This is a genomic window from Streptomyces sp. NPDC020731, assembly GCF_044334705.1.
Lineage (GTDB): Bacteria > Actinomycetota > Actinomycetes > Streptomycetales > Streptomycetaceae > Streptomyces.
Genome location: NZ_JBIRTN010000029.1, coordinates 26802 through 47509, shown reverse-complemented (window position 1 = coordinate 47509; position 20708 = coordinate 26802). Strand labels below are relative to the sequence as shown.

General features: G+C 68.7%; 21 protein-coding genes and 4 tRNA genes. 6 read left to right on the top strand and 19 right to left on the bottom strand.

What is annotated here, in order from left to right; translation table 11 throughout:
- Positions 1 to 55: 55 nt before the first annotated feature.
- The 9 genes from rpoB to ACH4VX_RS33315 all read right to left on the bottom strand — a co-directional run bounded on the left by rpoB (position 56) and on the right by ACH4VX_RS33315 (position 9388).
- Positions 56 to 3541: a DNA-directed RNA polymerase subunit beta gene (rpoB, locus tag ACH4VX_RS33355; RefSeq protein ID WP_398372803.1), complete on the bottom strand. Its 3486-nt coding sequence runs from the start codon at positions 3539 to 3541 to the stop codon at positions 56 to 58.
- A gap of 579 nt (positions 3542 to 4120) precedes the next feature.
- Positions 4121 to 4504 carry a 50S ribosomal protein L7/L12 gene (rplL, locus tag ACH4VX_RS33350; RefSeq protein ID WP_030039747.1) on the bottom strand — a complete coding sequence of 128 codons (384 nt, stop codon included), beginning with the start codon at positions 4502 to 4504 and terminating at the stop codon, positions 4121 to 4123.
- A 114-nt stretch (positions 4505 to 4618) separates the two neighbouring features.
- The gene (gene rplJ / locus ACH4VX_RS33345; protein WP_030823469.1) at positions 4619 to 5149 is read right to left on the bottom strand and encodes a 50S ribosomal protein L10; all 531 of its coding nucleotides are present in this window, start codon (positions 5147 to 5149) and stop codon (positions 4619 to 4621) included.
- Positions 5150 to 5452: 303 nt separating this feature from the next.
- Positions 5453 to 6409 carry a hypothetical protein gene (locus ACH4VX_RS33340; RefSeq protein WP_398372801.1) on the bottom strand — a complete coding sequence of 319 codons (957 nt, stop codon included), beginning with the start codon at positions 6407 to 6409 and terminating at the stop codon, positions 5453 to 5455.
- Positions 6410 to 6574: 165 nt separating this feature from the next.
- Positions 6575 to 7300, bottom strand: a complete 726-nt coding sequence (gene rplA, locus ACH4VX_RS33335; RefSeq protein WP_398372799.1) for a 50S ribosomal protein L1 — start codon at positions 7298 to 7300, stop codon at positions 6575 to 6577.
- 83 nt (positions 7301 to 7383) lie between these two features.
- On the bottom strand, positions 7384 to 7818 hold the full coding sequence (gene rplK / locus ACH4VX_RS33330; RefSeq protein WP_030860889.1) for a 50S ribosomal protein L11: 435 nt from the start codon (positions 7816 to 7818) through the stop codon (positions 7384 to 7386).
- Between the two features lie 168 nt (positions 7819 to 7986).
- Positions 7987 to 8838, bottom strand: coding sequence for a transcription termination/antitermination protein NusG (gene nusG, locus ACH4VX_RS33325; protein WP_398372797.1), 852 nt, complete (start codon positions 8836 to 8838; stop codon positions 7987 to 7989).
- A gap of 80 nt (positions 8839 to 8918) precedes the next feature.
- Positions 8919 to 9206: a preprotein translocase subunit SecE gene (secE, locus tag ACH4VX_RS33320; protein ID WP_398372796.1), complete on the bottom strand. Its 288-nt coding sequence runs from the start codon at positions 9204 to 9206 to the stop codon at positions 8919 to 8921.
- Between the two features lie 109 nt (positions 9207 to 9315).
- Positions 9316 to 9388 (bottom strand) — tRNA-Trp (locus ACH4VX_RS33315).
- A 273-nt stretch (positions 9389 to 9661) separates the two neighbouring features.
- On the opposite strand from ACH4VX_RS33315, the gene ACH4VX_RS33310 reads away from it, so the two are divergent.
- The gene (locus ACH4VX_RS33310) at positions 9662 to 10888 is read left to right on the top strand and encodes a pyridoxal phosphate-dependent aminotransferase (protein WP_398372794.1); all 1227 of its coding nucleotides are present in this window, start codon (positions 9662 to 9664) and stop codon (positions 10886 to 10888) included.
- Between the two features lie 124 nt (positions 10889 to 11012).
- Positions 11013 to 12077 carry an adenosine deaminase gene (locus tag ACH4VX_RS33305; protein WP_398372792.1) on the top strand — a complete coding sequence of 355 codons (1065 nt, stop codon included), beginning with the start codon at positions 11013 to 11015 and terminating at the stop codon, positions 12075 to 12077.
- Positions 12078 to 12259: 182 nt separating this feature from the next.
- Here the strand turns inward: ACH4VX_RS33305 and ACH4VX_RS33300 are convergent, their stop codons facing one another.
- The 6 genes from ACH4VX_RS33300 to ACH4VX_RS33275 form a co-directional block, all read right to left on the bottom strand.
- Positions 12260 to 13315, bottom strand: coding sequence for a UDP-N-acetylmuramate dehydrogenase (locus tag ACH4VX_RS33300; RefSeq protein WP_398372790.1), 1056 nt, complete (start codon positions 13313 to 13315; stop codon positions 12260 to 12262).
- Positions 13316 to 13368: 53 nt separating this feature from the next.
- Entirely contained in the window at positions 13369 to 13797 is a 429-nt protein-coding gene (locus ACH4VX_RS33295; RefSeq protein ID WP_398372828.1) for a MaoC family dehydratase, read from the bottom strand.
- 8 nt (positions 13798 to 13805) lie between these two features.
- Positions 13806 to 14258: a MaoC family dehydratase N-terminal domain-containing protein gene (locus ACH4VX_RS33290; protein WP_398372789.1), complete on the bottom strand. Its 453-nt coding sequence runs from the start codon at positions 14256 to 14258 to the stop codon at positions 13806 to 13808.
- A gap of 120 nt (positions 14259 to 14378) precedes the next feature.
- A complete protein-coding gene (gene rpmG / locus ACH4VX_RS33285; RefSeq protein ID WP_006347275.1) occupies positions 14379 to 14543 on the bottom strand; it encodes a 50S ribosomal protein L33 in 165 nt (54 codons plus the stop codon).
- Between the two features lie 89 nt (positions 14544 to 14632).
- Positions 14633 to 14705, bottom strand: a tRNA-Met gene (locus tag ACH4VX_RS33280).
- 46 nt (positions 14706 to 14751) lie between these two features.
- Positions 14752 to 14824: transfer RNA gene (locus ACH4VX_RS33275), tRNA-Thr, on the bottom strand.
- Between the two features lie 199 nt (positions 14825 to 15023).
- On the opposite strand from ACH4VX_RS33275, the gene ACH4VX_RS33270 reads away from it, so the two are divergent.
- Positions 15024 to 16286 carry an amidohydrolase family protein gene (locus tag ACH4VX_RS33270; protein WP_398372826.1) on the top strand — a complete coding sequence of 421 codons (1263 nt, stop codon included), beginning with the start codon at positions 15024 to 15026 and terminating at the stop codon, positions 16284 to 16286.
- Positions 16287 to 16349: 63 nt separating this feature from the next.
- Positions 16350 to 17006: an NAD(P)H-binding protein gene (locus ACH4VX_RS33265; RefSeq protein WP_398372787.1), complete on the top strand. Its 657-nt coding sequence runs from the start codon at positions 16350 to 16352 to the stop codon at positions 17004 to 17006.
- A 22-nt stretch (positions 17007 to 17028) separates the two neighbouring features.
- On the opposite strand, the gene ACH4VX_RS33260 is transcribed toward ACH4VX_RS33265, so the two are convergent.
- Both ACH4VX_RS33260 and ACH4VX_RS33255 read right to left on the bottom strand, forming a co-directional pair.
- Positions 17029 to 17241, bottom strand: coding sequence for a hypothetical protein (locus ACH4VX_RS33260; RefSeq protein WP_398372786.1), 213 nt, complete (start codon positions 17239 to 17241; stop codon positions 17029 to 17031).
- Positions 17242 to 17350: 109 nt separating this feature from the next.
- Positions 17351 to 17432: transfer RNA gene (locus ACH4VX_RS33255), tRNA-Tyr, on the bottom strand.
- Positions 17433 to 17667: 235 nt separating this feature from the next.
- On the opposite strand from ACH4VX_RS33255, the gene ACH4VX_RS33250 reads away from it, so the two are divergent.
- The gene (locus tag ACH4VX_RS33250; RefSeq protein WP_398372785.1) at positions 17668 to 18156 is read left to right on the top strand and encodes a YajQ family cyclic di-GMP-binding protein; all 489 of its coding nucleotides are present in this window, start codon (positions 17668 to 17670) and stop codon (positions 18154 to 18156) included.
- A 19-nt stretch (positions 18157 to 18175) separates the two neighbouring features.
- Here the strand turns inward: ACH4VX_RS33250 and ACH4VX_RS33245 are convergent, their stop codons facing one another.
- Both ACH4VX_RS33245 and ACH4VX_RS33240 read right to left on the bottom strand, forming a co-directional pair.
- Positions 18176 to 19534 (bottom strand): tyrosine-type recombinase/integrase, encoded by a 1359-nt coding sequence (locus tag ACH4VX_RS33245; protein ID WP_398372783.1) that lies wholly within the window; start codon positions 19532 to 19534, stop codon positions 18176 to 18178.
- Complete coding sequence (locus ACH4VX_RS33240) at positions 19527 to 20321, bottom strand: helix-turn-helix transcriptional regulator (RefSeq protein ID WP_398372781.1); 795 nt, start codon at positions 20319 to 20321, stop codon at positions 19527 to 19529. The genes ACH4VX_RS33245 and ACH4VX_RS33240 overlap by 8 nt, the downstream gene beginning before the upstream one ends.
- A gap of 119 nt (positions 20322 to 20440) precedes the next feature.
- On the opposite strand from ACH4VX_RS33240, the gene ACH4VX_RS33235 reads away from it, so the two are divergent.
- A complete protein-coding gene (locus ACH4VX_RS33235) occupies positions 20441 to 20659 on the top strand; it encodes a helix-turn-helix transcriptional regulator (protein WP_398372779.1) in 219 nt (72 codons plus the stop codon).
- Positions 20660 to 20708 lie beyond the last annotated feature (49 nt).

Below are 20708 nucleotides of genomic sequence, written 5' to 3'. Positions count from 1 at the left end.
GATACGGGGGTCCTGGGGCGGGCGGCCCGATGTCCATCAGGCCGCCCCACTCCCGTCAGACCTCTTCGACGCTGCTCGGCTCGCGCCGGGACAGGTCGATGCCGAGCTCCTCCGCAGCGCGGAAGACGTCCTCGTCGGTGTCACGCATCTCGATGGACATACCGTCGCTGGACAGCACCTCCACGTTCAGGCACAGGGACTGCATCTCCTTGATGAGGACCTTGAAGGACTCGGGGATGCCGGGCTCGGGGATGTTCTCGCCCTTGACGATGGCCTCGTAGACCTTCACGCGGCCGGTGACGTCGTCGGACTTGATGGTCAGCAGCTCCTGGAGGGCGTAGGCGGCGCCGTACGCCTCGAGTGCCCACACCTCCATCTCGCCGAACCGCTGGCCACCGAACTGAGCCTTACCACCCAGCGGCTGCTGGGTGATCATGGAGTACGGACCGGTCGAACGGGCGTGCAGCTTGTCGTCGACCAGGTGGTGCAGCTTCAGGATGTACATGTAGCCGACCGAGATCGGCTCCGGGAACGGCTCACCCGAGCGGCCGTCGTACAGCCGCGCCTTGCCGGACGGGAGCACCATGCGCTCGCCGTCGCGGTTCGGGATGGTGTGCTGGAGCAGACCCGCGAGCTCGTCCTCACGCGCACCGTCGAAGACCGGGGTGGCGACGTTGGTGCCGGGCTCGACCTTGTCGGCGCCGATGACCTGCAGCCGCTCGGCCCACTCCTCCGCGAGGCCGGAGACGTCCCAGCCGCGGCTGGCGAGCCAGCCGAGGTGGATCTCCAGGACCTGTCCCGGATTCATTCGGGACGGGACACCCAGCGGGTTGAGGATGATGTCGACCGGGGTGCCGTCCTCGAGGAACGGCATGTCCTCGATCGGGTTGATCTTGGAGATGACGCCCTTGTTGCCGTGACGGCCGGCGAGCTTGTCACCATCGGTGATCTTGCGCTTCTGCGCGACGTAGACGCGGACCAGCTGGTTCACGCCCGGCGGCAGCTCGTCGCCCTCTTCGCGGTCGAAGACGCGGACGCCGATGACCTTGCCGATCTCGCCGTGCGGCACCTTCAGCGAGGTGTCACGGACCTCACGGGCCTTCTCACCGAAGATCGCGCGCAGCAGCCGCTCCTCGGGGGTCAGCTCGGTCTCACCCTTGGGCGTGACCTTGCCAACGAGGATGTCGCCGGCGACGACCTCGGCACCGATGCGGATGATGCCGCGCTCGTCGAGGTCGGCGAGGACCTCCTCGGAGACGTTCGGGATGTCCCGGGTGATCTCCTCGGGGCCGAGCTTGGTGTCACGGGCGTCGACCTCGTGCTCCTCGATGTGGATCGAGGAGAGGACGTCGTCCTGTACGAGGCGCTGCGACAGGATGATCGCGTCCTCGTAGTTGTGACCCTCCCACGGCATGAACGCGACCAGCAGGTTCTTGCCGAGCGCCATCTCGCCGTTCTCGGTGGCCGGGCCGTCGGCGAGGACCTGGCCGGTGATGATCCGGTCGCCCTCGTTGACGATGACCTTCTGGTTGACCGAGGTGCCCTGGTTGGAGCGCGAGAACTTGGCCAGGCGGTACGTGATGTACGTGCCGTCGTCGTTGGCGGTGGTGATGTAGTCCGCGGAGACCTCCTGGACCACACCGTCCTTCTCGGCCTTGACCACGTCGCCGGCGTCGACGGCGGAGCGGTACTCCATGCCGGTGCCGACGAGCGGGGACTCGCTCTTGATGAGCGGCACGGCCTGGCGCATCATGTTCGCGCCCATGAGGGCACGGTTGGCGTCGTCGTGCTCGAGGAACGGGATCATGGCGGTCGCGACCGACACCATCTGGCGCGGCGAGACGTCCATGTAGTCGACGTCGTCACCGGGGACGTAGTCGACCTCGCCGCCACGACGGCGGACCAGGATCCGGTTCTCGACGAACCGCATCTCGTCGTTGAGCGGGGCGTTGGCCTGCGCGATGACGAAGCGGTCCTCCTCGTCGGCGGTCAGGTAGTCGACCTCGTCGCTGACCCGTCCCTCGATGACCTTGCGGTACGGCGTCTCGATGAAGCCGAACGGGTTGATCCGGCCGTAGGAGGCGAGCGAACCGATCAGACCGATGTTCGGGCCTTCCGGCGTCTCGATCGGGCACATACGGCCGTAGTGCGACGGGTGCACGTCACGGACCTCGAAGCCGGCCCGCTCACGGGAGAGACCACCCGGGCCGAGGGCGTTCAGACGACGCTTGTGCGTCAGCCCCGACAGCGGGTTGTTCTGGTCCATGAACTGCGACAGCTGGCTGGTGCCGAAGAACTCCTTGATGGAGGCGACGACCGGCCGGATGTTGATCAGGGTCTGCGGCGTGATCGCCTCGACGTCCTGGGTGGTCATGCGCTCGCGCACGACGCGCTCCATACGGGCGAGACCCGTACGGACCTGGTTCTGGATCAGCTCACCGACGTTGCGGATGCGGCGGTTGCCGAAGTGGTCGATGTCGTCGGTCTCGACCATGATCGAGCGGCCGGACTCGCCGACCGTCTCGGTCTCACCGGCGTGCAGCTTCACCAGGTACTTGATGGTGGCGATGACGTCGTCGGTGGTGAGCACGCCGGCGTCCAGCGGCTCCTCCCCGCCGAGCTTCTTGTTCACCTTGTAGCGGCCGACCTTGGCGAGGTCGTAGCGCTTGGGGTTGAAGTAGAGGTTCTCGAGCAGCGTCTGCGCGGCCTCACGCGTGGGGGGCTCGCCCGGACGGAGCTTGCGGTAGATGTCGAGCAGCGCGTCGTCCTGGCCCTGGGTGTGGTCCTTCTCCAGGGTGGCGCGCATGGACTCGTACTCGCCGAACTCCTCGAGGATCTGCTCGGTGGTCCAGCCGAGCGCCTTCAGGAGGACGGTGACGGACTGCTTGCGCTTGCGGTCGATACGGACGCCGACCATGTCGCGCTTGTCGATCTCCATCTCCAGCCAGGCACCCCGGGACGGGATGATCTTGGCGGAGAAGATGTCCTTGTCGGACGTCTTGTCGATGGAGGAGTCGAAGTAGACACCCGGCGAACGGACCAGCTGCGACACCACGACACGCTCGGTGCCGTTGATGACGAACGTGCCCTTGTTCGTCATGAGCGGGAAGTCGCCCATGAAGACGGTCTGGGACTTGATCTCGCCGGTCTCGTTGTTGGTGAACTCGGCGGTGACGAAGAGCGGGGCCGCATACGTGAAGTCGCGGTCCTTGCACTCGTCGATGGAGTTCTTCGGCGGCTCGAAACGGTGGTCGCGGAAGGTCAGCGACATCGACCCGGAGAAGTCCTCGATCGGGGAGATCTCTTCGAAGATCTCCTCCAGACCGGACTTGGTGGGGACGTCGTGCCCGTTCTCGAGAGCCTCCTCGACCCGACTCTGCCAAGCGGCGTTCCCGAGCAGCCAGTCGAAGCTCTCGGTCTGCAGCGCGAGCAGGTTCGGAACCTCGAGAGGCTCCTTGATCTTTGCAAAGGAGATGCGCAGCGGGGCGGTGCTGGCGCCGTTGTTCGTATTCGCGGTCGAGGCGTTGCGCGAGGCGGCCAAGAGGGGGTCCTTCCGAGGGCTCGGACTCACTACGCGCGTACCGGCCCCCCACTGGGCAGAGAGACAGACATCCCAGGTCGGAGATGATCTAGTCGTCGATGCTCGAGCGAGGGCATGCCCCTGGTGACGGGCAGGGGACAGCTAACAGGCAGCGCAAAGGGTCAGTGTAGCCACTTGGCTCACTGATGTCCAATGCCGGTTTACGGAACCGGTGGAGGCCCTCGTTCTTCTCAACTCCTGCTACAAGGCGCTGCCCTCAACGCACGTTCATACTGCCCTCTTTGCCGTCGATCCATGCCTAGGATCCGGATCCTTGTGACGACGCGTCCTGAGAATTGCGCGCTGCGTGCGGTTCGTCAAGGCCCTCTTGCCGGAACCGCCTGCCACCAGGCAGATCTTCGCGGCCCCCGGAGGCACAACGAAGATCACCCTACTCCCCGCCGTCCCGGGTGCAAGGCAGCCGCCGCAGGACCCCTCGTACGCCGAAGAGCGACCACCCGGATGGATGATCGCTCCTCAGCGCTTGAGCGTTACACGTCCCGCGGGACGCGCAGCAGGCCCTGGCGGACCCGGAAGGTCCTACTTGACCTCGACGGAGGCGCCGGCGCCCTTGAGGGACTCGGCGGCCTTCTCGGCGGCGTCCTTGGCGACCTTCTCGAGGACGGGCTTCGGGGCGCCGTCCACGAGGTCCTTGGCCTCCTTCAGACCCAGGGAGGTCAGCTCACGCACGACCTTGATGACCTGGATCTTCTTGTCGCCGGCACCGGTGAGGATGACGTCGAACTCGTCCTTCTCCTCCTCGACCGGGGCGGCCGGGCCACCCTGGGCCGGGCCCGCAACGGCGACGGCCGCGGCGGCGGTGACGTCGAACTTCTCCTCGAAGGCCTTCACGAACTCGGAGAGCTCGATGAGGGTCATCTCCTCGAACTGGGCGAGCAGGTCTTCCTGGCTGAGCTTCGCCATGATGGCGGTCCTTCCACTAAATCGGCAGGTGCCGGATGTACGGGGTGAGGCGGGCGTACGTCGGGCCCGCATCGACCCTCACCTCATGCGGCGAGGATCGGAAAGCGAGCCGAATTACTCGGCACCGCCCTGCTCGTCCTGCTTGGCACGGAGCGCGTCCACGGTGCGGACGAGCTTCGAGGGGAGCGCCTGGAAGAGCTGAGCAGTCTGCGTCTGCTTGCCCTTGAAAGCGCCCGCCAGCTTGGCGAGCAGAACCTCGCGGGACTCGAGGTCCGCAAGCTTCTTGATCTCGTCGGCGGACATCGCCTTGCCGTCAAGGACGCCGCCCTTGATGACGAGATTCGGGTTGTCCTTGGCGAAGTCACGAAGACCCTTCGCCGACTCCACCGGGTCACCGGTGACGAAGGCGACCGCCGTCGGGCCAGCGAAGAGCTGGTCGTCGAGCGTGATCCCGGCCTCGTTGGCCGCAATCTTGGTCAGCGTGTTCTTCACCACGGCGTACTGGGCGTTCTCACCGAGCGAACGACGCAGCGTCTTGAGCTGCGCCACGGTGAGACCGCGGTACTCGGTCAGCACAGCGGCGTTGGAGCTGCGGAACTTGTCCGTCAGCTCGGCAACCGCGGCAGCCTTGTCGGGCCTCGCCATAGAGCCTCGGCCTCCTTCCGGGTGATTCGGACCGCGCGGACCCGAAGGAGGACTGGGGAAAACGAAACGCCCCGGCGCAGGCGCACGGGGCGTAGCTCAACCGGTTACTCGCGTACTCGCGGCAGCGATCTCCGGGAACTCTTCCACTGACACCTGCGCGGGTCGTCCGCAGTTCAGCGGATCCTTCGGCCACCGCGAACTCTGACGAGCACACGGCAACGACCAGCGGTCTTTGGCTTCTGTGGAAGAGTACGCGAACGGATCGGCGTCAAGCAAATCGGCCGATCGGGGGCGTCAGGAGCCTCAGGAGCTGAGACCGGCCTCGGAGTCCGCCCCGAGGCCCTCAAGCTCCTTCAGCATCTCCATGAGGTCGAAGGTGTCCTTCGCCGGCGGGGCCTCGACCTCGGCCTTGGCGCCGTAGTCGGAGTAGTTCGCCGTCATGTTCATCGTGCCCTGGGCCATCTTCATACCGACGACCATCTTGACCGGGTAGTTGTCCTCGTTGACCCAGACCTGGGTGTCGTACCCCTTCAGGCCGGTCTTCTCGACGTTGGCGAGCAGCTCCTCGCGCTCCTTCGCGGAGAGCAGGCCGTCCGTCGACTTGTTGGCGTCGAGCATCTCCTCGAAGCTCAGAGTGCCCTTGTAGTGCTGGGTCTGGACGCCGTCGACCTTCTCCGGGCCGACGTGCTTCAGGCTCGGCGACTCGAGCAGCAGGGCGAGCTGCTGCGCCGGGTCCTGGTTCATGTTCTCCAGGCCGCTGGTCATCTGCTTCTGGATCTCGGCGTCGCCGGACGCCTCCGCTATGGCGGCGAAGTCCATCTTCATCCAGCGCTTGCCGTCCATCTCGGCGGCCTGCTTGGCGCCCATGTCCATGTACATGGCGTTGTCCAGCATGATCATGCGGATCTGCTCGGGAGCGTCCGGGTCGCCCGCGGTGAGCGCGGAACCCTTCATGGTGACGTCCATGACGGCGGGGTCCCAGCCCTGCACGCCGGAGAGCTCCATGGTGCCGCCGCCGTCCACCGCGGCCGGCATCGTCATGGTCATCCGGACCTTGGAGGACTTGGCCTCCGAGGTGTTCTTGAAGGCGGCCTGGAGGACCTTCGTCATCTCGTTCTGCGTCTGGGTCTTGGACTCCGCCGAGTCGGCGGCCTTCTTCTTCGTCCCGCCCCCGTCACTGTCCTGACAGCCCGCGACGCCCGCGACGACGGCCGCGGCCGTCAGACAGACACCCGCGCGCTTCCATGCGGCCATGCCCATGATTCCCACCCCTGGTTGTTTCGCTGTGCTACGCCTGTGAAGTCAAAGGAACGGTAACCCACGTCACTGACACTGTCGTACGAAAAAACCCGTCCCCTCGCCTCGGACGAGGCGCGGGAACGGGCTCTCACAGCGTGCACGGGCCGGTCATCCGGCCCGCCCGGCTCAGACGGCGGCCGGGTCCTCCTCGACGAGGAGGTTGCGGGTGCGGTTCGGGTCGAGCGGAATGCCGGGGCCCATCGTGGTGGTGATGGCGGCCTTCTTGATGTAGCGGCCCTTGGCGGCGGACGGCTTCAGACGGAGGATCTCCTCCAGCGCGGCGCCGTAGTTCTCCACCAGCTTGGTGTCGTCGAAGGACGACTTGCCGATGATGAAGTGCAGGTTCGAGTGCTTGTCGACGCGGAACTCGATCTTGCCGCCCTTGATCTCGGTGACGGCCTTGGTCACGTCCGGGGTCACGGTGCCGGTCTTGGGGTTCGGCATCAGACCACGGGGACCGAGCACGCGGCCGAGGCGGCCGACCTTGCCCATGAGGTCCGGGGTGGCGACGACGGCGTCGAAGTCCAGACGGCCCTTCGACACCTCGTCGATCAGCTCGTCGGCGCCGACGATGTCGGCGCCCGCGGCACGCGCGGCCTCGGCACGGTCACCGGTCGCGAAGACCAGGACCCGGGCGGTCTTACCGGTGCCGTGCGGGAGGTTCACGGTGCCACGGACCATCTGGTCGGCCTTGCGCGGGTCGACACCCAGACGGAAGGCGACCTCGACGGTGCCGTCGAACTTGGTCGTGGACGTCTCCTTGGCGAGACGGACGGCCTCGAGCGGGGCGTACAGCTTCTCCCGGTCGATCTTGGCGTCCGCAGCGCGGAGAGACTTGCTGCGCTTGCTCACTGAAAGCTCCTGTGAATTGTCGAGGAGTCGTGGTCCGGGCCGAGCCGGCCCTTCCACTACTGCTTGGCTTACGGGGGTGGAGGTCAGCCCTCGACCGTGATGCCCATGGAACGGGCGGTGCCGGCGATGATCTTCGACGCGGCGTCCAGGTCGTTGGCGTTGAGGTCGGGCATCTTGGTGGTGGCGATCTCGCGGACCTGGGCAGCGGTGATCTTCGCGACCTTGGTCTTGTGCGGCTCGCCGGAGCCCTTCTCCACGCCCGCGGCCTTGAGGATCATCTTGGCGGCCGGCGGCGTCTTGGTGACGAAGGTGAAGGAACGGTCCTCGTAGACCGTGATCTCCACCGGGATGACCCAGCCGCGCTGCGACTCGGTCGCGGCGTTGTAGGCCTTGCAGAACTCCATGATGTTCACGCCGTGCTGACCCAGCGCGGGGCCGACCGGCGGAGCCGGGTTCGCGGCACCGGCCTGGATCTGGAGCTTGATGAGCCCCGTGACCTTCTTCTTCTTGGGAGGCATGGCTCTCCGGGTCCTTTCGATTCGGGTCCTGCCCACGTCATGGGGACAACCCGGACGTAGGCATACCGCACAACGATAACGGGTATGGATGCGCGGCTAAAAACCGAGCAGGTCAGGCAAGCGTGCGACCGCTCACCTGACCTGCTCGGACGCTGTGTGCCAGAAGGGTCAGTTCTTCTGGATCTGGTCGAAGGAGAGCTCGACCGGCGTCTCGCGGCCGAAGATCTCCACCAGGCCCTTGACCTTCTTGGAGTCGGGGTTGATCTCGTTGATGGTCGCCTGCAGCGTGGCGAACGGGCCGTCGGTGACGGTGACCGAGTCGCCGACCTCGAAGTCCAGCACCTGGACCTCGACCTTGCGCTGCGGAGCCGGCTTGCCCTCGGCCTCGGCGGCCTCGCGGGCGGCCTTCTCCTCGGCCTCCGGGGCGAGCATCTTGACGATCTCGTCCAGCGTCAGCGGGTACGGGTCGTAGGCGTTGCCCACGAAGCCGGTGACACCGGGGGTGTTGCGGACGACGCCCCAGGACTCGTTCGTCAGGTCCATGCGGACCAGGACGTAGCCCGGAAGCTTGTTCTGCTTGATCGTCTTGCGGTCGCCGTTCTTGATCTGGACGACCTCTTCCTGCGGCACCTCGGCCTGGAAGATGTAGTCCTCGACGTTCAGCGAGACGGCGCGCTGCTCCAGGTTGGTCTTCACCCGGTTCTCGTAGCCCGCGTACGTGTGGATGACGTACCACTCGCCGGGCAGCGTCCGCAGTTCCTCGCGGAGCTTCTCGACCGGGTCGCGGTCGTCCTCGGGCTCTTCGGCCTCCTCGGCCGCTTCCACGACCTCGGCGCTCTCGTCCTCGGTGGTCTCGTCCGCCTCGGCGCTCTCGTCCGCGGTGGTGTCGGCAGCCTCGGCCTCGGCGGAGGCCTCGGTGTCCTCGACGTCCGCGCCTTCGACGGCGGCGAGCGCGTCCTCGGCGGACTCGGCCCCTTCGCCGTAAGGCTCAACGGCGTCGTTCACGTTCGGGTCAGACACGGTGGCTGCTTCTTCCTGGATACAAGGGGTGGAACATGCGAAAAGGAGCGCCGGATACCTCGGCGCTCTTCGCTCTCGGCTCAGCCGAAGACGTACTTGGCGGCGTGACTGAGGCCATAGTCGATCAGGGTGATCAGACCGATCATCAGGACGACAAAGACGATCACGGCAGTCGTGTACGACGTCAGCTGGTTGCGGGTCGGCCAGACGACCTTGCGGAGCTCCGAGATGATCTGACGGTAGAAGAGCGCGAGGCGCTTGAACGGACCCTTCTTGGCCCGCTTGCCGCCCTTGCGGGTCTTCTTCTGGGAGTCCGGCGCTTCGTCCTCGGCATCAGGCATGTCGATGGAGCCCACGGCGTCCGTCACTCGTCCTCACCTGATTCCGGGTCGTGGCCGTGCCGCGCCCGGTCTGAGCCCGCACGGCGGTGCATTGCTGTACGTACATGCGCACACATCCTGGCGAAGGTGTGTGTAGCAGGGCCGGAGGGACTTGAACCCCCAACCGCTGGTTTTGGAGACCAGTGCTCTACCAATTGAGCTACGACCCTTTGTGCGTTCCCCAACGTACCGCATCCGACCGGATGCTTGGTGTGCACCGGCTGAGCGCGGGCCGCTGAAGGCCAACGAGGTGAGAGTGTACGTGCTCCTGGGCCGGGCGTCGAACAGAAAGTGCCCGGGAAGCACCGCCCCGGCGGAAGATCGTCCTGGCCGCGGCGGACCGGCGGCGCCGATCCGGACTGGTGTTCAGGGGTTTGCCCGGTGTTGTTCAGTCCGTGAAACCCCCGTGCCTCGTGGGTTTCCGGTCTGGAACGATGGGCCCCATGAGCGCTGCAACCCCTCCCACCGAGCGCCGGGTCTCCGCCCGAGTCGGTGCGATCTCCGAGTCCGCCACCCTCGCCGTGGACGCCAAGGCCAAGGCCCTCAAGGCCGCCGGGCGACCGGTGATCGGCTTCGGCGCCGGTGAGCCCGACTTCCCGACGCCGGACTACATCGTCGAAGCCGCGATCGAAGCCTGCAAGAACCCGAAGTACCACCGCTACACGCCGGCCGGCGGTCTGCCCGAACTGAAGTCCGCGATCGCCGCCAAGACGCTGCGCGACTCCGGCTACGAGGTGGACCCGTCCCAGATCCTGGTCACCAACGGCGGCAAGCAGGCCATCTACGAGGCCTTCGCCGCGATCCTCGACCCGGGTGACGAGGTCATCGTCCCGGCGCCGTACTGGACGACGTACCCGGAGTCGATCCGGCTGGCCGGCGGTGTCCCGGTCGAGGTGGTCGCCGACGAGACGACCGGCTACCGCGTGAGCGTGGAGCAGCTGGAGGCGGCCCGCACCGAGAAGACGAAGGTCGTCCTCTTCGTCTCCCCGTCGAACCCGACCGGCGCGGTCTACAGCGAGGCCGAGACCGAGGCGATCGGCCGCTGGGCCGTCGAGCACGGCCTGTGGGTGCTGACGGACGAGATCTACGAGCACCTGGTCTACGGCGACGCCGCGTCGGTGTCGCTGCCCGCGCTCCTGCCCGAGCTGCGCGACAAGTGCGTCGTGGTCAACGGTGTCGCGAAGACGTACGCGATGACGGGCTGGCGGGTCGGCTGGATCATCGGCCCGAAGGACGTGGTGAAGGCCGCGACCAACCTGCAGTCGCACGCCACGTCGAACGTCTCCAATGTCGCCCAGGTGGCCGCACTCGCCGCCGTCTCCGGCGACCTGACCGCGGTCGCGAAGATGCGCGAGGCCTTCGACCGGCGGCGGAAGACCATCGTCCGGATGCTCGACGAGATCGACGGCGTGCTCTGCCCGGAGCCCGAGGGTGCGTTCTACGCCTACCCCTCGGTGAAGGCGCTGATCGGCAAGGAGATCCGGGGCAAGCGGCCGCAGAACTCGGTCGAGCTGGCCGCGCTCATCCTGGAGGAGGCCGAGGTCGCGGTGGTGCCGGGTGAGGCGTTCGGTACGCCGGGCTACCTGCGGCTGTCGTACGCGCTGGGCGACGAGGACCTCGTCGAGGGCGTGAGCCGGATCCAGAAGCTGCTGGCGGAGGCGCGCGACTGACGTCGCCCTTTCCCCGCGGGGGCGCCCGGGTTTCCTCCCGGGCGCCCCCGTTCGTTTGTGCGAGCAAGACCACGAAAGGGGAAAGCGCTACCGGGACGGCGGGGAGGTGCGGCAGGATCACGGAATGCTGAGCTCTTCAGGGGGGTACCCCCCGCGTGTACGTGATCTCTCTGAGCTGCCGAAGGCCCATCTGCATCTGCACTTCACCGGGTCCATGCGGCCCGCCACCCTGCTGGAACTGGCCGACAAGTACGGCGTGCGGCTGCCCGAGGCGCTGACCGACGCGCTGACCAGCGGGGAGCCGCCGAGACTGCGGGCCACGGACGAGCGCGGCTGGTTCCGCTTCCAGCGGCTGTACGACGCGGCGCGCTCGTGTCTGCGGGAGTCCGAGGACATCCAGCGGCTGGTGCGGGAGGCGGCGCAGGAGGAGGTGCGGGACGGCTCGGGCTGGCTGGAGATCCAGGTGGACCCGACGTCGTACGCGCCCCGGCTGGGCGGGCTGATCCCGGCGCTGGAGATCATCCTGGACGCGGTGGACACGGCGGCGCGGGACACCGGGATCGGGATGCGGGTGCTGGTGGCGGCCAACCGGATGAAGCATCCCCTGGAAGCGCGCACGCTGGCCCGGCTGGCGGTGCGGTACGCGGACCGGGGGATCGTGGGATTCGGCCTCTCCAACGACGAGCGGCGCGGGATGGCCCGCGACTTCGACCGTGCGTTCGCGATCGCGCGGGACGGAGGGCTGCTGTCCGCGCCGCACGGCGGCGAACTGGCGGGCCCCGCCTCGGTACGGGACTGCCTGGACGACCTGGAGGCGCACCGGATCGGTCACGGCGTGCGGGCGGCGGACGACCCGCGGCTGATGCAGCGGCTCGCGGACCGGCAGGTGACGTGCGAGGTGTGCCCGGCGTCCAACGTGGCGCTGGGCGTCTACGAGAAGCCCGAGGACGTCCCCCTGCGGACCCTGTTCGAGGCGGGCGTACCGCTGGCGCTGGGCGCGGACGACCCGCTGCTGTTCGGCTCCCGGCTGGCGGCGCAGTACGAGTTCGCGCGGGACCACCACGGCTTCACGGACCAGGAACTGGCCGAACTGGCCCGCCAGTCGGTACGGGGCTCGGCGGCCCCGGAGGACGTGAAGGCGAAGCTGCTGTCGGGCGTGGACGACTGGCTCGGCGCCCCGGTCGCTTGAAGTGGTCTCGGGGCGGACAGGGCTTGGGGCAGACCAGGTCTGCCGGGGCTGGACGACGCGGTGCTCGCGCGGGCCCGTCCGGGGACGGGACCGGCGCGGTCCCAGGTGCGTGGGGTCGGCCTCGTGCGCCCGGGATCACGGGCCCGGGTGCCGGACGGCAACGGAGATTCGGCTGCGGCCCGCTACAGGCTCACGCCCACCGTGACGGGTTCGTTGACCAGCGTGACGCCGAAGGCCTCCCGCACGCCGGCGACGACCTCGCGGGCGAGCGCCAGCAGGTCTTCGGTGGTCGCCTCACCCCGGTTGGTGAGGGCGAGGGTGTGCTTGGTGGAGATGCGGGCCGGGCCCCGGCCGTAGCCCTTGGTGAAGCCGGCCTTGTCGATCAGCCAGGCCGCGGAGGTCTTGGTGTGGCCGTCGCCCGCGGGGTACGCGGGGGGCTCGACGCCGTCACCGAGCCGCTCCCGTACGCGCGCGTGGAAGGCCGCGAACGCCTCGTCGTCGAGGATCGGGTTGGTGAAGAAGGAGCCGGCCGACCAGGTGTCGTGGTCCTCGGGGTCCAGGACCATGCCTTTCCCCGCGCGGAGCTTCAGCACCGTCTCGCGGGCCGTGGCCAGCGGTACCCGCTCGCCCGGCGCGACTCCGAGGACGCGGGCCGTCTCGGCGTACTTGACGGGGCCGGAGAGGCCGCCCGCGTCCTCCAGCGCGAAGCGCACCCGCAGGACGACGTAGCGCTCGGGGTCGGCCTTGAAGCGGCTGTGGCGGTAGGAGAAGGCGCACTCCTCGTTGCCGAGGGTGACGGTCCGGCGGGTACGGCGGTCGTAGGCGACGACCTCGGTGATGGTGGAGGAGACCTCCTGGCCGTACGCCCCGACGTTCTGGACCGGGGTCGCGCCCGCCGAGCCGGGGATGCCGGCCAGGCACTCGACACCGGCGAGACCCGCCTCCACGGTGCGGGCGACGGCGTCGGTCCACACCTCGCCGGCGGCCAGCTCCAGTCGCGTACCGTCCAGGGTGAAGCCCTTGGTCGCGACGACGAGGGCGGTGCCGTCGAAGCCCTTGTCGCCGATGACCAGGTTGGAGCCGCCGCCGATGACCAGCAGCGGCGTACCGCTGTCGTCGGCCTCCCGGACGACGGCGATCACCTCGTCGTCGGTCGTCGCGGTGACCAGCCGGGTCGCGGGTCCGCCCAGCCGGAAGGTGGTCAGCGGGGCGAGGGGGGCGTCGTGGAGTTCCTGCACGGGCCCAAGACTACGAGACGGCACCGACAGCCCCTCTCCTCGGCCGGTTCGGCTCAGCTCAGCCGGACGACCGCCCGCGAAACCCCCAGCACCTTCTGTCCGGCGCTGGTCGCGGTGAGGTCCACGCGGACCGTGTTGTCGTCGAGCTTGGCGGCGACCTTGCCGCTGACCTCGATGGTGGCGCCCTGATCGTCATCGGGGACGACGACCGGCCGGGTGAAGCGGACGCCGTACTCGACGACCGCGCCCGGGTCGCCCACCCAGTCGGTCACCACGCGGATCGCCTCGGCCATGGTGAACATGCCGTGCGCGATCACGTCGGGCAGGCCGACCTCCTTGGCGAACTTCTCGTTCCAGTGGATGGGGTTGAAGTCGCCGGAGGCGCCCGCGTACTGGACGAGGGTGGCCCGGGTCACGGGGAACGTCTGTGCGGGCAGCTCGGTGCCGACCTCGACGTCGGCGTAGGAGATCTTCGCCGTCATGGTGTTGTTCACGCCTCCTCGGCCGGGCGGGCCACCAGCTTGGTCCAGGCGGTCACGACGTGCTCGCCCGCCTGGTCGTGCACCTCGCCACGGATGTCCAGCACCTCGTTGCCGGCCATCGACCTGATCTTCTCGATGGTCGAGGTGACGGCGAGCCGGTCACCGGCGCGTACGGGACGGACGTAGGCGAACTTCTGGTCGCCGTGCACCACCCGGTTGTAGTCGAGGCCGAGCTGGGGGTCGGCGACGACCTGCCCGGCGGCCTTGAAGGTGATCGCGAACACAAAGGTGGGCGGGGCGATCACATCGGGGTGGCCGAGCGCCTTGGCGGCCTCCGCGTCCGTGTACGCCGGGTTGGCGTCCCCCACTGCCTCGGCGAACTCGCGGATCTTCTCCCGGCCCACCTCGTAGGGCTCGGTGGGCGGGTAGGTCCGCCCAACGAAGGACTGGTCGAGCGCCATGCGCGCGGTACCTCCTGTGTCTGAACTGCGGTCGGCCGGTCCTGACCGTATCCGGTCGGCGGGAAAACGACACGAGGCCGCCCCCCTGGCTGGGGGGACGGCCTCGTGTACGAGCCTGATTTATCGCGTTTCGCGGTGCGCGGTGTGCGCCTTGCAACGCGGGCAGTGCTTCTTCATCTCAAGACGGTCCGGGTTGTTACGCCGGTTCTTCTTGGTGATGTAGTTCCGCTCCTTGCACTCCACGCAGGCCAGCGTGATCTTCGGGCGGACGTCGGTGGCAGCCACGTGAGTGCTCCTTGACGGACGGGTTGATGATATTAACGCAAACGAGAGTAGCCGATCGAAGGACCGACCCCGCAATCGGCTACTGTCTGTAGCGGTGACCGGACTTGAACCGGTGACACAGCGATTATGAGCCGCTTGCTCTACCGACTGAGCTACACCGCTTTGATGCGATCGGACCCCGCCTCGCGGCGGGAACCTCACACACCAGAGCCCCAAAACGGAATCGAACCGTTGACCTTCTCCTTACCATGGAGACGCTCTGCCGACTGAGCTATTGGGGCGAGCGATGAAGACATTACACGGTTCGCCGCCGTTCGCCCAAATCCGTTTCGGCCCTCCTCTTCCGGGGCGGACCACGCCGGTACGACTATTGGGCTCCTCCCGGCGAGGGGCGGGCCCTCGGCCTAGGCTCGACTCACTCTGCGTGATCTTGCCTGCGTGACCTTGCCCTCCGCGCGCAGCCCGAGCCCCTGGAACGCGATGCCCGACAGCCGGCCGCAGCCACCGCCCCGTCCGCCCTCGTCCTCGGGTCCGGTTCCGGTCGATCCGGCCCCGCTGCTGCTGTGCGGCGCGCGCCTCACCGACGGCCGGACCGTGGACGTACGGCTGGGCGGCGGGCGCATCGAGGCGGTCGGTACGGCCGGCAGCCTGGCGGCGGACGGCACGCGTGCGTGTGTCACGCAAGTCGATCTCACCGGCTATCTGCTCCTGCCGGCCCCCGCGGAACCCCACGCCCACCCGGACACGGCTCTGTCCGCCGACGGCGGCGGCCCCGTCTCGTACGACCCCCGGGACGTCCGGCGCCGCGCGACGGAGGCGGCACTGCTCCAGCTCGGGCACGGCGCGACGGCACTGCGGGCGCATGTGCGCGTGGGCGACATGGCCGGGCTCGGCGCGCTGACCGCCGTGCTGCGGACGGAGCGCTCGCTGCGCGGGCTGGCCGAACTGACGACGGTGGCGGTGCCGCGGGTGCTGACCGGGGTGGCCGGGGCGGACGGGCTCGCGGTGCTGCGGGACGCGGTGAAGATGGGCGCGTCCGTGGTGGGCGGCTGCCCCGACCTCGACCCCGATCCCACGGGGTACGTGGAGACGGTCCTGGAGGTCGCCTCCGAACACGGCTGCCCCGTCGATCTGCACACGGACGCCGCCGACCCCGCCCGTCTGGCCCGGTTCGCGGCCATGGCGGGCGGGCTGCGGCCGGGGGTCGCCCTCGGCCCGTGCGGCGGTCTCGCCCGGCTGCCCGCCGAGCCGGCCGCGCGGACCGCGGACCGGCTCGCGGCGGCCGGGGTGACGGTGGTGTGCCTGCCGCAGGGCGGCTGCGGCGCCGTGGACCGCCGGGGCGCGGCTCCGGTACGGCTGCTGCGGTCGGCGGGAGTGCGGGTGGCCGCCGGGAGCGGTGCCCTGCGGGACGTGTCGAACCCGGTGGGCCGCGGCGACCCGTTGGAGGCGGCGTACCTGCTGGCCTCCCGTCACGGGCTGTCCGCCGAGGACGCCTACGCCGCGGTGAGCGCGTCGGCGCGGGCGGCCCTGGGACTGCCCGAGGTGCGCGTGGAGGCGGGTTTCCCGGCCGAACTGCTGGCGGTCCGCGGGGACAGGCTCTCGGAGGCGCTGTCGCTGGGGTACAGCCGCATCGTGGTGCACGGGGGGCGGGTGGTGGCGCGGACGAGCGCGGTACGGGAGTACTGCGGTTCGGCGGCGGAGATGGAACCGGGACTGCCCAGGCAGGGCCGGGGCACCGCATAGAGCCGGGCGGGTCCCTGGTGCGTTGCGCGGCGGACGGGGTCGCCCCGGCGTACGGTCGGAGGCATGCGCATTGTCATCGCTGGTGGTCATGGTCGGATCGCGCTGCGGCTGGAGCGGTTGCTCACCGCACGGGGGGACGAGGCGGCGGGCATCATCCGGGCACCCGAACAGGCCGACGAACTGCGGCAGCTGGGTGCCGAACCGGTCGTGCTCGACCTGGAGTCGGCGTCGGTGGAGGAGGTCGCGGAGCGGCTGGAGGGCGCGGACGCGGCGGTGTTCGCGGCGGGTGCCGGGCCGGGCAGCGGTGTGGAGCGCAAGGAGACGGTGGACAAGGCGGCGGCGGTCCTCTTCGCCGACGCGGCCGTCCGCGCGGGTGTGCGGCGCTTCGTGATCGTGTCGTCCATGGGCGCGGACCCGGCCCACAGGGGCGACGAGGTCTTCGACGTGTACCTGCGCGCCAAGGGCGAGGCGGACGCGTACGTACGCGGTCTGGACGCCCTGGACTGGACGGTCCTGCGACCCGGTCAGCTCACCGACGACGCCGGCACCGGTCTGATCCGCCTGGAGGCCCACACGGGCCGCGGCCCGGTCCCGCGCGACGACGTGGCCGCCGTGCTGGCGGAGCTGGTGGACACCCCCGCGACGGCAGGCCTGACCCTGGAGCTGATCAGCGGCCCCGCGCCGGTGTCGGTGGCCGTGAAGTCGGTGGCCGGCAACTGAGCCGGCCGGGCTGGAGGACGGGCTAGAAGAGGGGCATCTGTCCGGGGAACTCCGGGACCGCATAGCCGTCCAGCGAGGGCTGTTCCGCCCCGAGTCGGGCGTGCCTGCGTGACCCGGGGCACGAGGTCAGTTCCCCGCTCCCCCGGGCGCCGGGCGGATCGTGCCGCGCGTACCGCCCGGCGACGACGGCGATCTCACGACGGCACTCGGGACAGAGGCGGCGACGGGACGACATGGGCCCAGTGTGCCCCGGACCTCCGCCCGCGGACAGGAAGGCGCCCACGGACGCGAAGAGACCCCCTCCGGACTGCGTTTCCGCAGTCCGGAGGGGGTCTTCCCCAATGTGGCGGCGCCAGGATTCGAACCTGGGAAGGCTGAGCCGGCAGATTTACAGTCTGCTCCCTTTGGCCGCTCGGGCACACCGCCGGGGTCGCTGCCGTCGAACCGCTTTTCGGCGGTGCTCCGTGGCAACGACGTAAACAATACCCGATGGGCAGGGGTGCTTCGCCACCCGATTGATCATCACCCGGGGGCCGGGGGATGACTAGGCTGGTCCGGATGCGGCCAGGGACCGATGCCGGGCTCGGGGGCCGCTTCACGTACGCCGGTACGCATCCGGTGCGCAGCCCGGTACGCACCCCGATACAAGGAGCCACAGGACATGGCCGACTCCAGTTTCGACATCGTCTCGAAGGTCGAGCGGCAGGAGGTCGACAACGCCCTCAACCAGACCGCCAAGGAGATCTCGCAGCGCTACGACTTCAAGGGCGTGGGTGCCTCGATCTCGTGGTCCGGGGAGAAGATCCTCATGGAGGCGAACTCCGAGGACCGGGTGAAGGCTGTCCTCGACGTCTTCCAGTCCAAGCTGATCAAGCGGGGCATCTCCCTGAAGGCCCTGGACGCGGGCGAGCCCCAGCTCTCGGGCAAGGAGTACAAGATCTTCGCGTCCATCGAGGAGGGCATCTCCCAGGACAACGCGAAGAAGGTCGCGAAGATCATCCGCGATGAGGGCCCGAAGGGCGTGAAGGCCCAGGTACAGGGCGACGAGCTGCGGGTCAGCTCCAAGAGCCGCGACGACCTGCAGGCCATCATCGCGCTGCTCAAGGGCAAGGACTTCGACTTCGCCCTGCAGTTCGTGAACTACCGCTGACCCGAGCGGCTGACCTGCACTATCCGGAAATGATCTTGGGCTGAGGGCACAACGCGGGCACATCGCTGAGGACCGCCTCGACGGCTGCCCGCGTCGTGTCCTCATCGTCGGGCCACAGATGGGTGTAGATGTCGAGCGTGATCGATGGCTTCGAGTGGCCGAGGCGCCTCTGAACCGTCTTCACGCTCTCCCGGTTCTTGATGAGCGCCGAGGCGTAGAAGTGGCGCAGGTCGTGCATACTCGCCCCGTCCGGCACCCGTACGGGCGCGGGCTCCTCGCCCTTCGGCCGGCCGCGCTGCACCCATGCCGCGTACGCCTCGGCGTACGCCTTGCTGAGGGCTTCGTTCGCCCGCTCCTCCATGCGCGCCCAGACGTGTGACCAGTTGGCCCGCTTGAGGACATCGGCGCGGTCGGTGGTGAACAGCATGCGTGCCTTGCGGCGGCGTGGTTTCCGCGGGTCCGTCCGGTCCTCGATGTCGACTTCGGCCGCCGGGTACTGCTGTAGGTGCGCCGCGAGGGCGTCGACCGCCAGGCCGGCGAGGGGAACGGTGCGGTAGCTCTCGTGCGTCTTGGGCTCGCCGAGGTACGGCTCGGGCGTCTCCTCCGGGTCGGCGTCGGTGCCCTTGTCCGGGGTGATGAGCTGCTGCCGCACGATCACCTCGCGCCGCAGGAAGTCGACGCACTCGACTTCCAGACCGAACACCTCACCCTGCCGCAGGCCCGAGGCAACGGCGAGCAGGATCATGGCGCGGTACCGGGGCGGCGCCGCTTCGATCAGCGCCCGAACCGCATCCTTGTGGAGCGGGACGATCTCCGGGCGGCGCACCTCGGGAAGCTTGATGCCTGCGCACGGGTTCACAGCGATCGTCCGGTCCCGTACGGCGGTGTGCATCACGGATACCAGGTAGGCGAACGTCACCCGCAGCGTGGACGGGGCGAGGACCTGCGACCGGTCCTTGACCCATGCCTGCACCTCGGACGGCCGGATCGTCACGATCGGCCGGTCCCCGAACGTCGGGTAGATGTGAATCCGCAAGGCCCGCTCAACACGCGACGTGGTGCCGTCCCGGTGTACCGCCGAGGTACGCCAGCGCTCGGCGACCGCACGGAAGCTCTCCTTGCCGGCCGCCGGGTCGACGTACAGGCCGCGGGCAAGGTCCGCCTCGATCGTGGCCGCGCGGGTGTCGGCCTGGCTGCGCTTGGCGAAGTTCTCCTTCTGCTGCTCCCCCGCCGCGTCGCGCCAACGGACCTGCCAGCGCTTGCCCTTGCCGTGGTCCTTGCTGGGCACGAGGAGGCGCGTCTTGCTGGAGTGCTCGGCGCAGGGCTCGGCGCCCTTCTTCGGGCGGGAGAGGTGCCACCGGTCGTAGACGCTAGCCATGCTCCGGCCCCTCCCCTTCGGTCTCGCCCGGCGGCACCCATCTGAACGGCCCGTCCGGGTCGATGCGGTGCTGTTCGTACTGGTGAATGACTGGCTCCAACTCCGTAAGTAGACCGCGGGTGATGTGGCCGCGGGCACTCTGGAGTGCTCGGGGCGTTTCTGGCGCGGTGGCGCGGTCACTCAAACGGGCGTCCCGCTCCTCCGTCAGACTCCGCCCCCACAGCTCCCGCGCCGCGTATGCCACGTACTCGGGGGTGGTGTCGAGCCGCTTCGCTGCCTTGCCCTCCGCCTCGTCGGGAGTCGGATTGCGCTTCGCGCCCGCCGGCCACCTGGCCATGGTCTGCACGACCAGGCGCTCAACCTGTCGCATGGTCTCGTCCATGTCGAAGCCCTTGAGGTGCCATTGGCCAGGCGCCATGTTCGCCCCTTGGATGGGGTCGTTGAGGTTGGCGAGGATGGAGCTCCGCCGAGCGGCTGCCTCATCCGTAAGCCACACCGCCCCCTCGGGCAGCAACTCCCGGAGCGGCTGACCGTAGATCACGGGCAGCAACAGGAGTTCAACGCCGCTGATACCGCGCTTGCCTTTTTCGATCTGGCCCACTGTCGGCCGATGCCACGACAGGCCGAGACGTTGCGCCGTCTGCGCCACTTGCTCCGCGGTGAGCTCTTGAGCCTCGCGCAATTCTTGGAGGCGCCGGCCCAAGGCGACGCCGAAGGTAGGCGCCCGTTCAAGCTCAGCAGCCCATTCCTCGGGGGTTGGCGCCTCATTGGAGGCGCCGCCCTGCACGCTTTCTTGTCCTGACCCTGACTCCATGGAGCGAAGATTATCGTCCGCTTGACAGTCAGTGCAAGGCGCTGGAAGATCGTCGTGCAGCGGAACGATACCTTCGCTCGAACAGGAGCAGCATGCCCACCCGCGCCCTTTCCCTCGAAGTTGCGCCCACCCAGCGCCGCAAGCTCGCCACCCCGCAGGAACTCGCGGACTACGTCGGCGTGCCCCTGTCCACGGTCTACCAGTGGTCCCACCGTGGCGGCGGCCCGAAGTTCATCAAGGTCGGCCGTCACCTCCGTGCCCGCTGGGACGACATCGAGCAGTGGCTCGACTCCCAGGCCATAGCCGCATGAAGCGGCCCTCAGCTAAGGGCGCGGTGTTGGCGCACCGCGTAATCCCGCG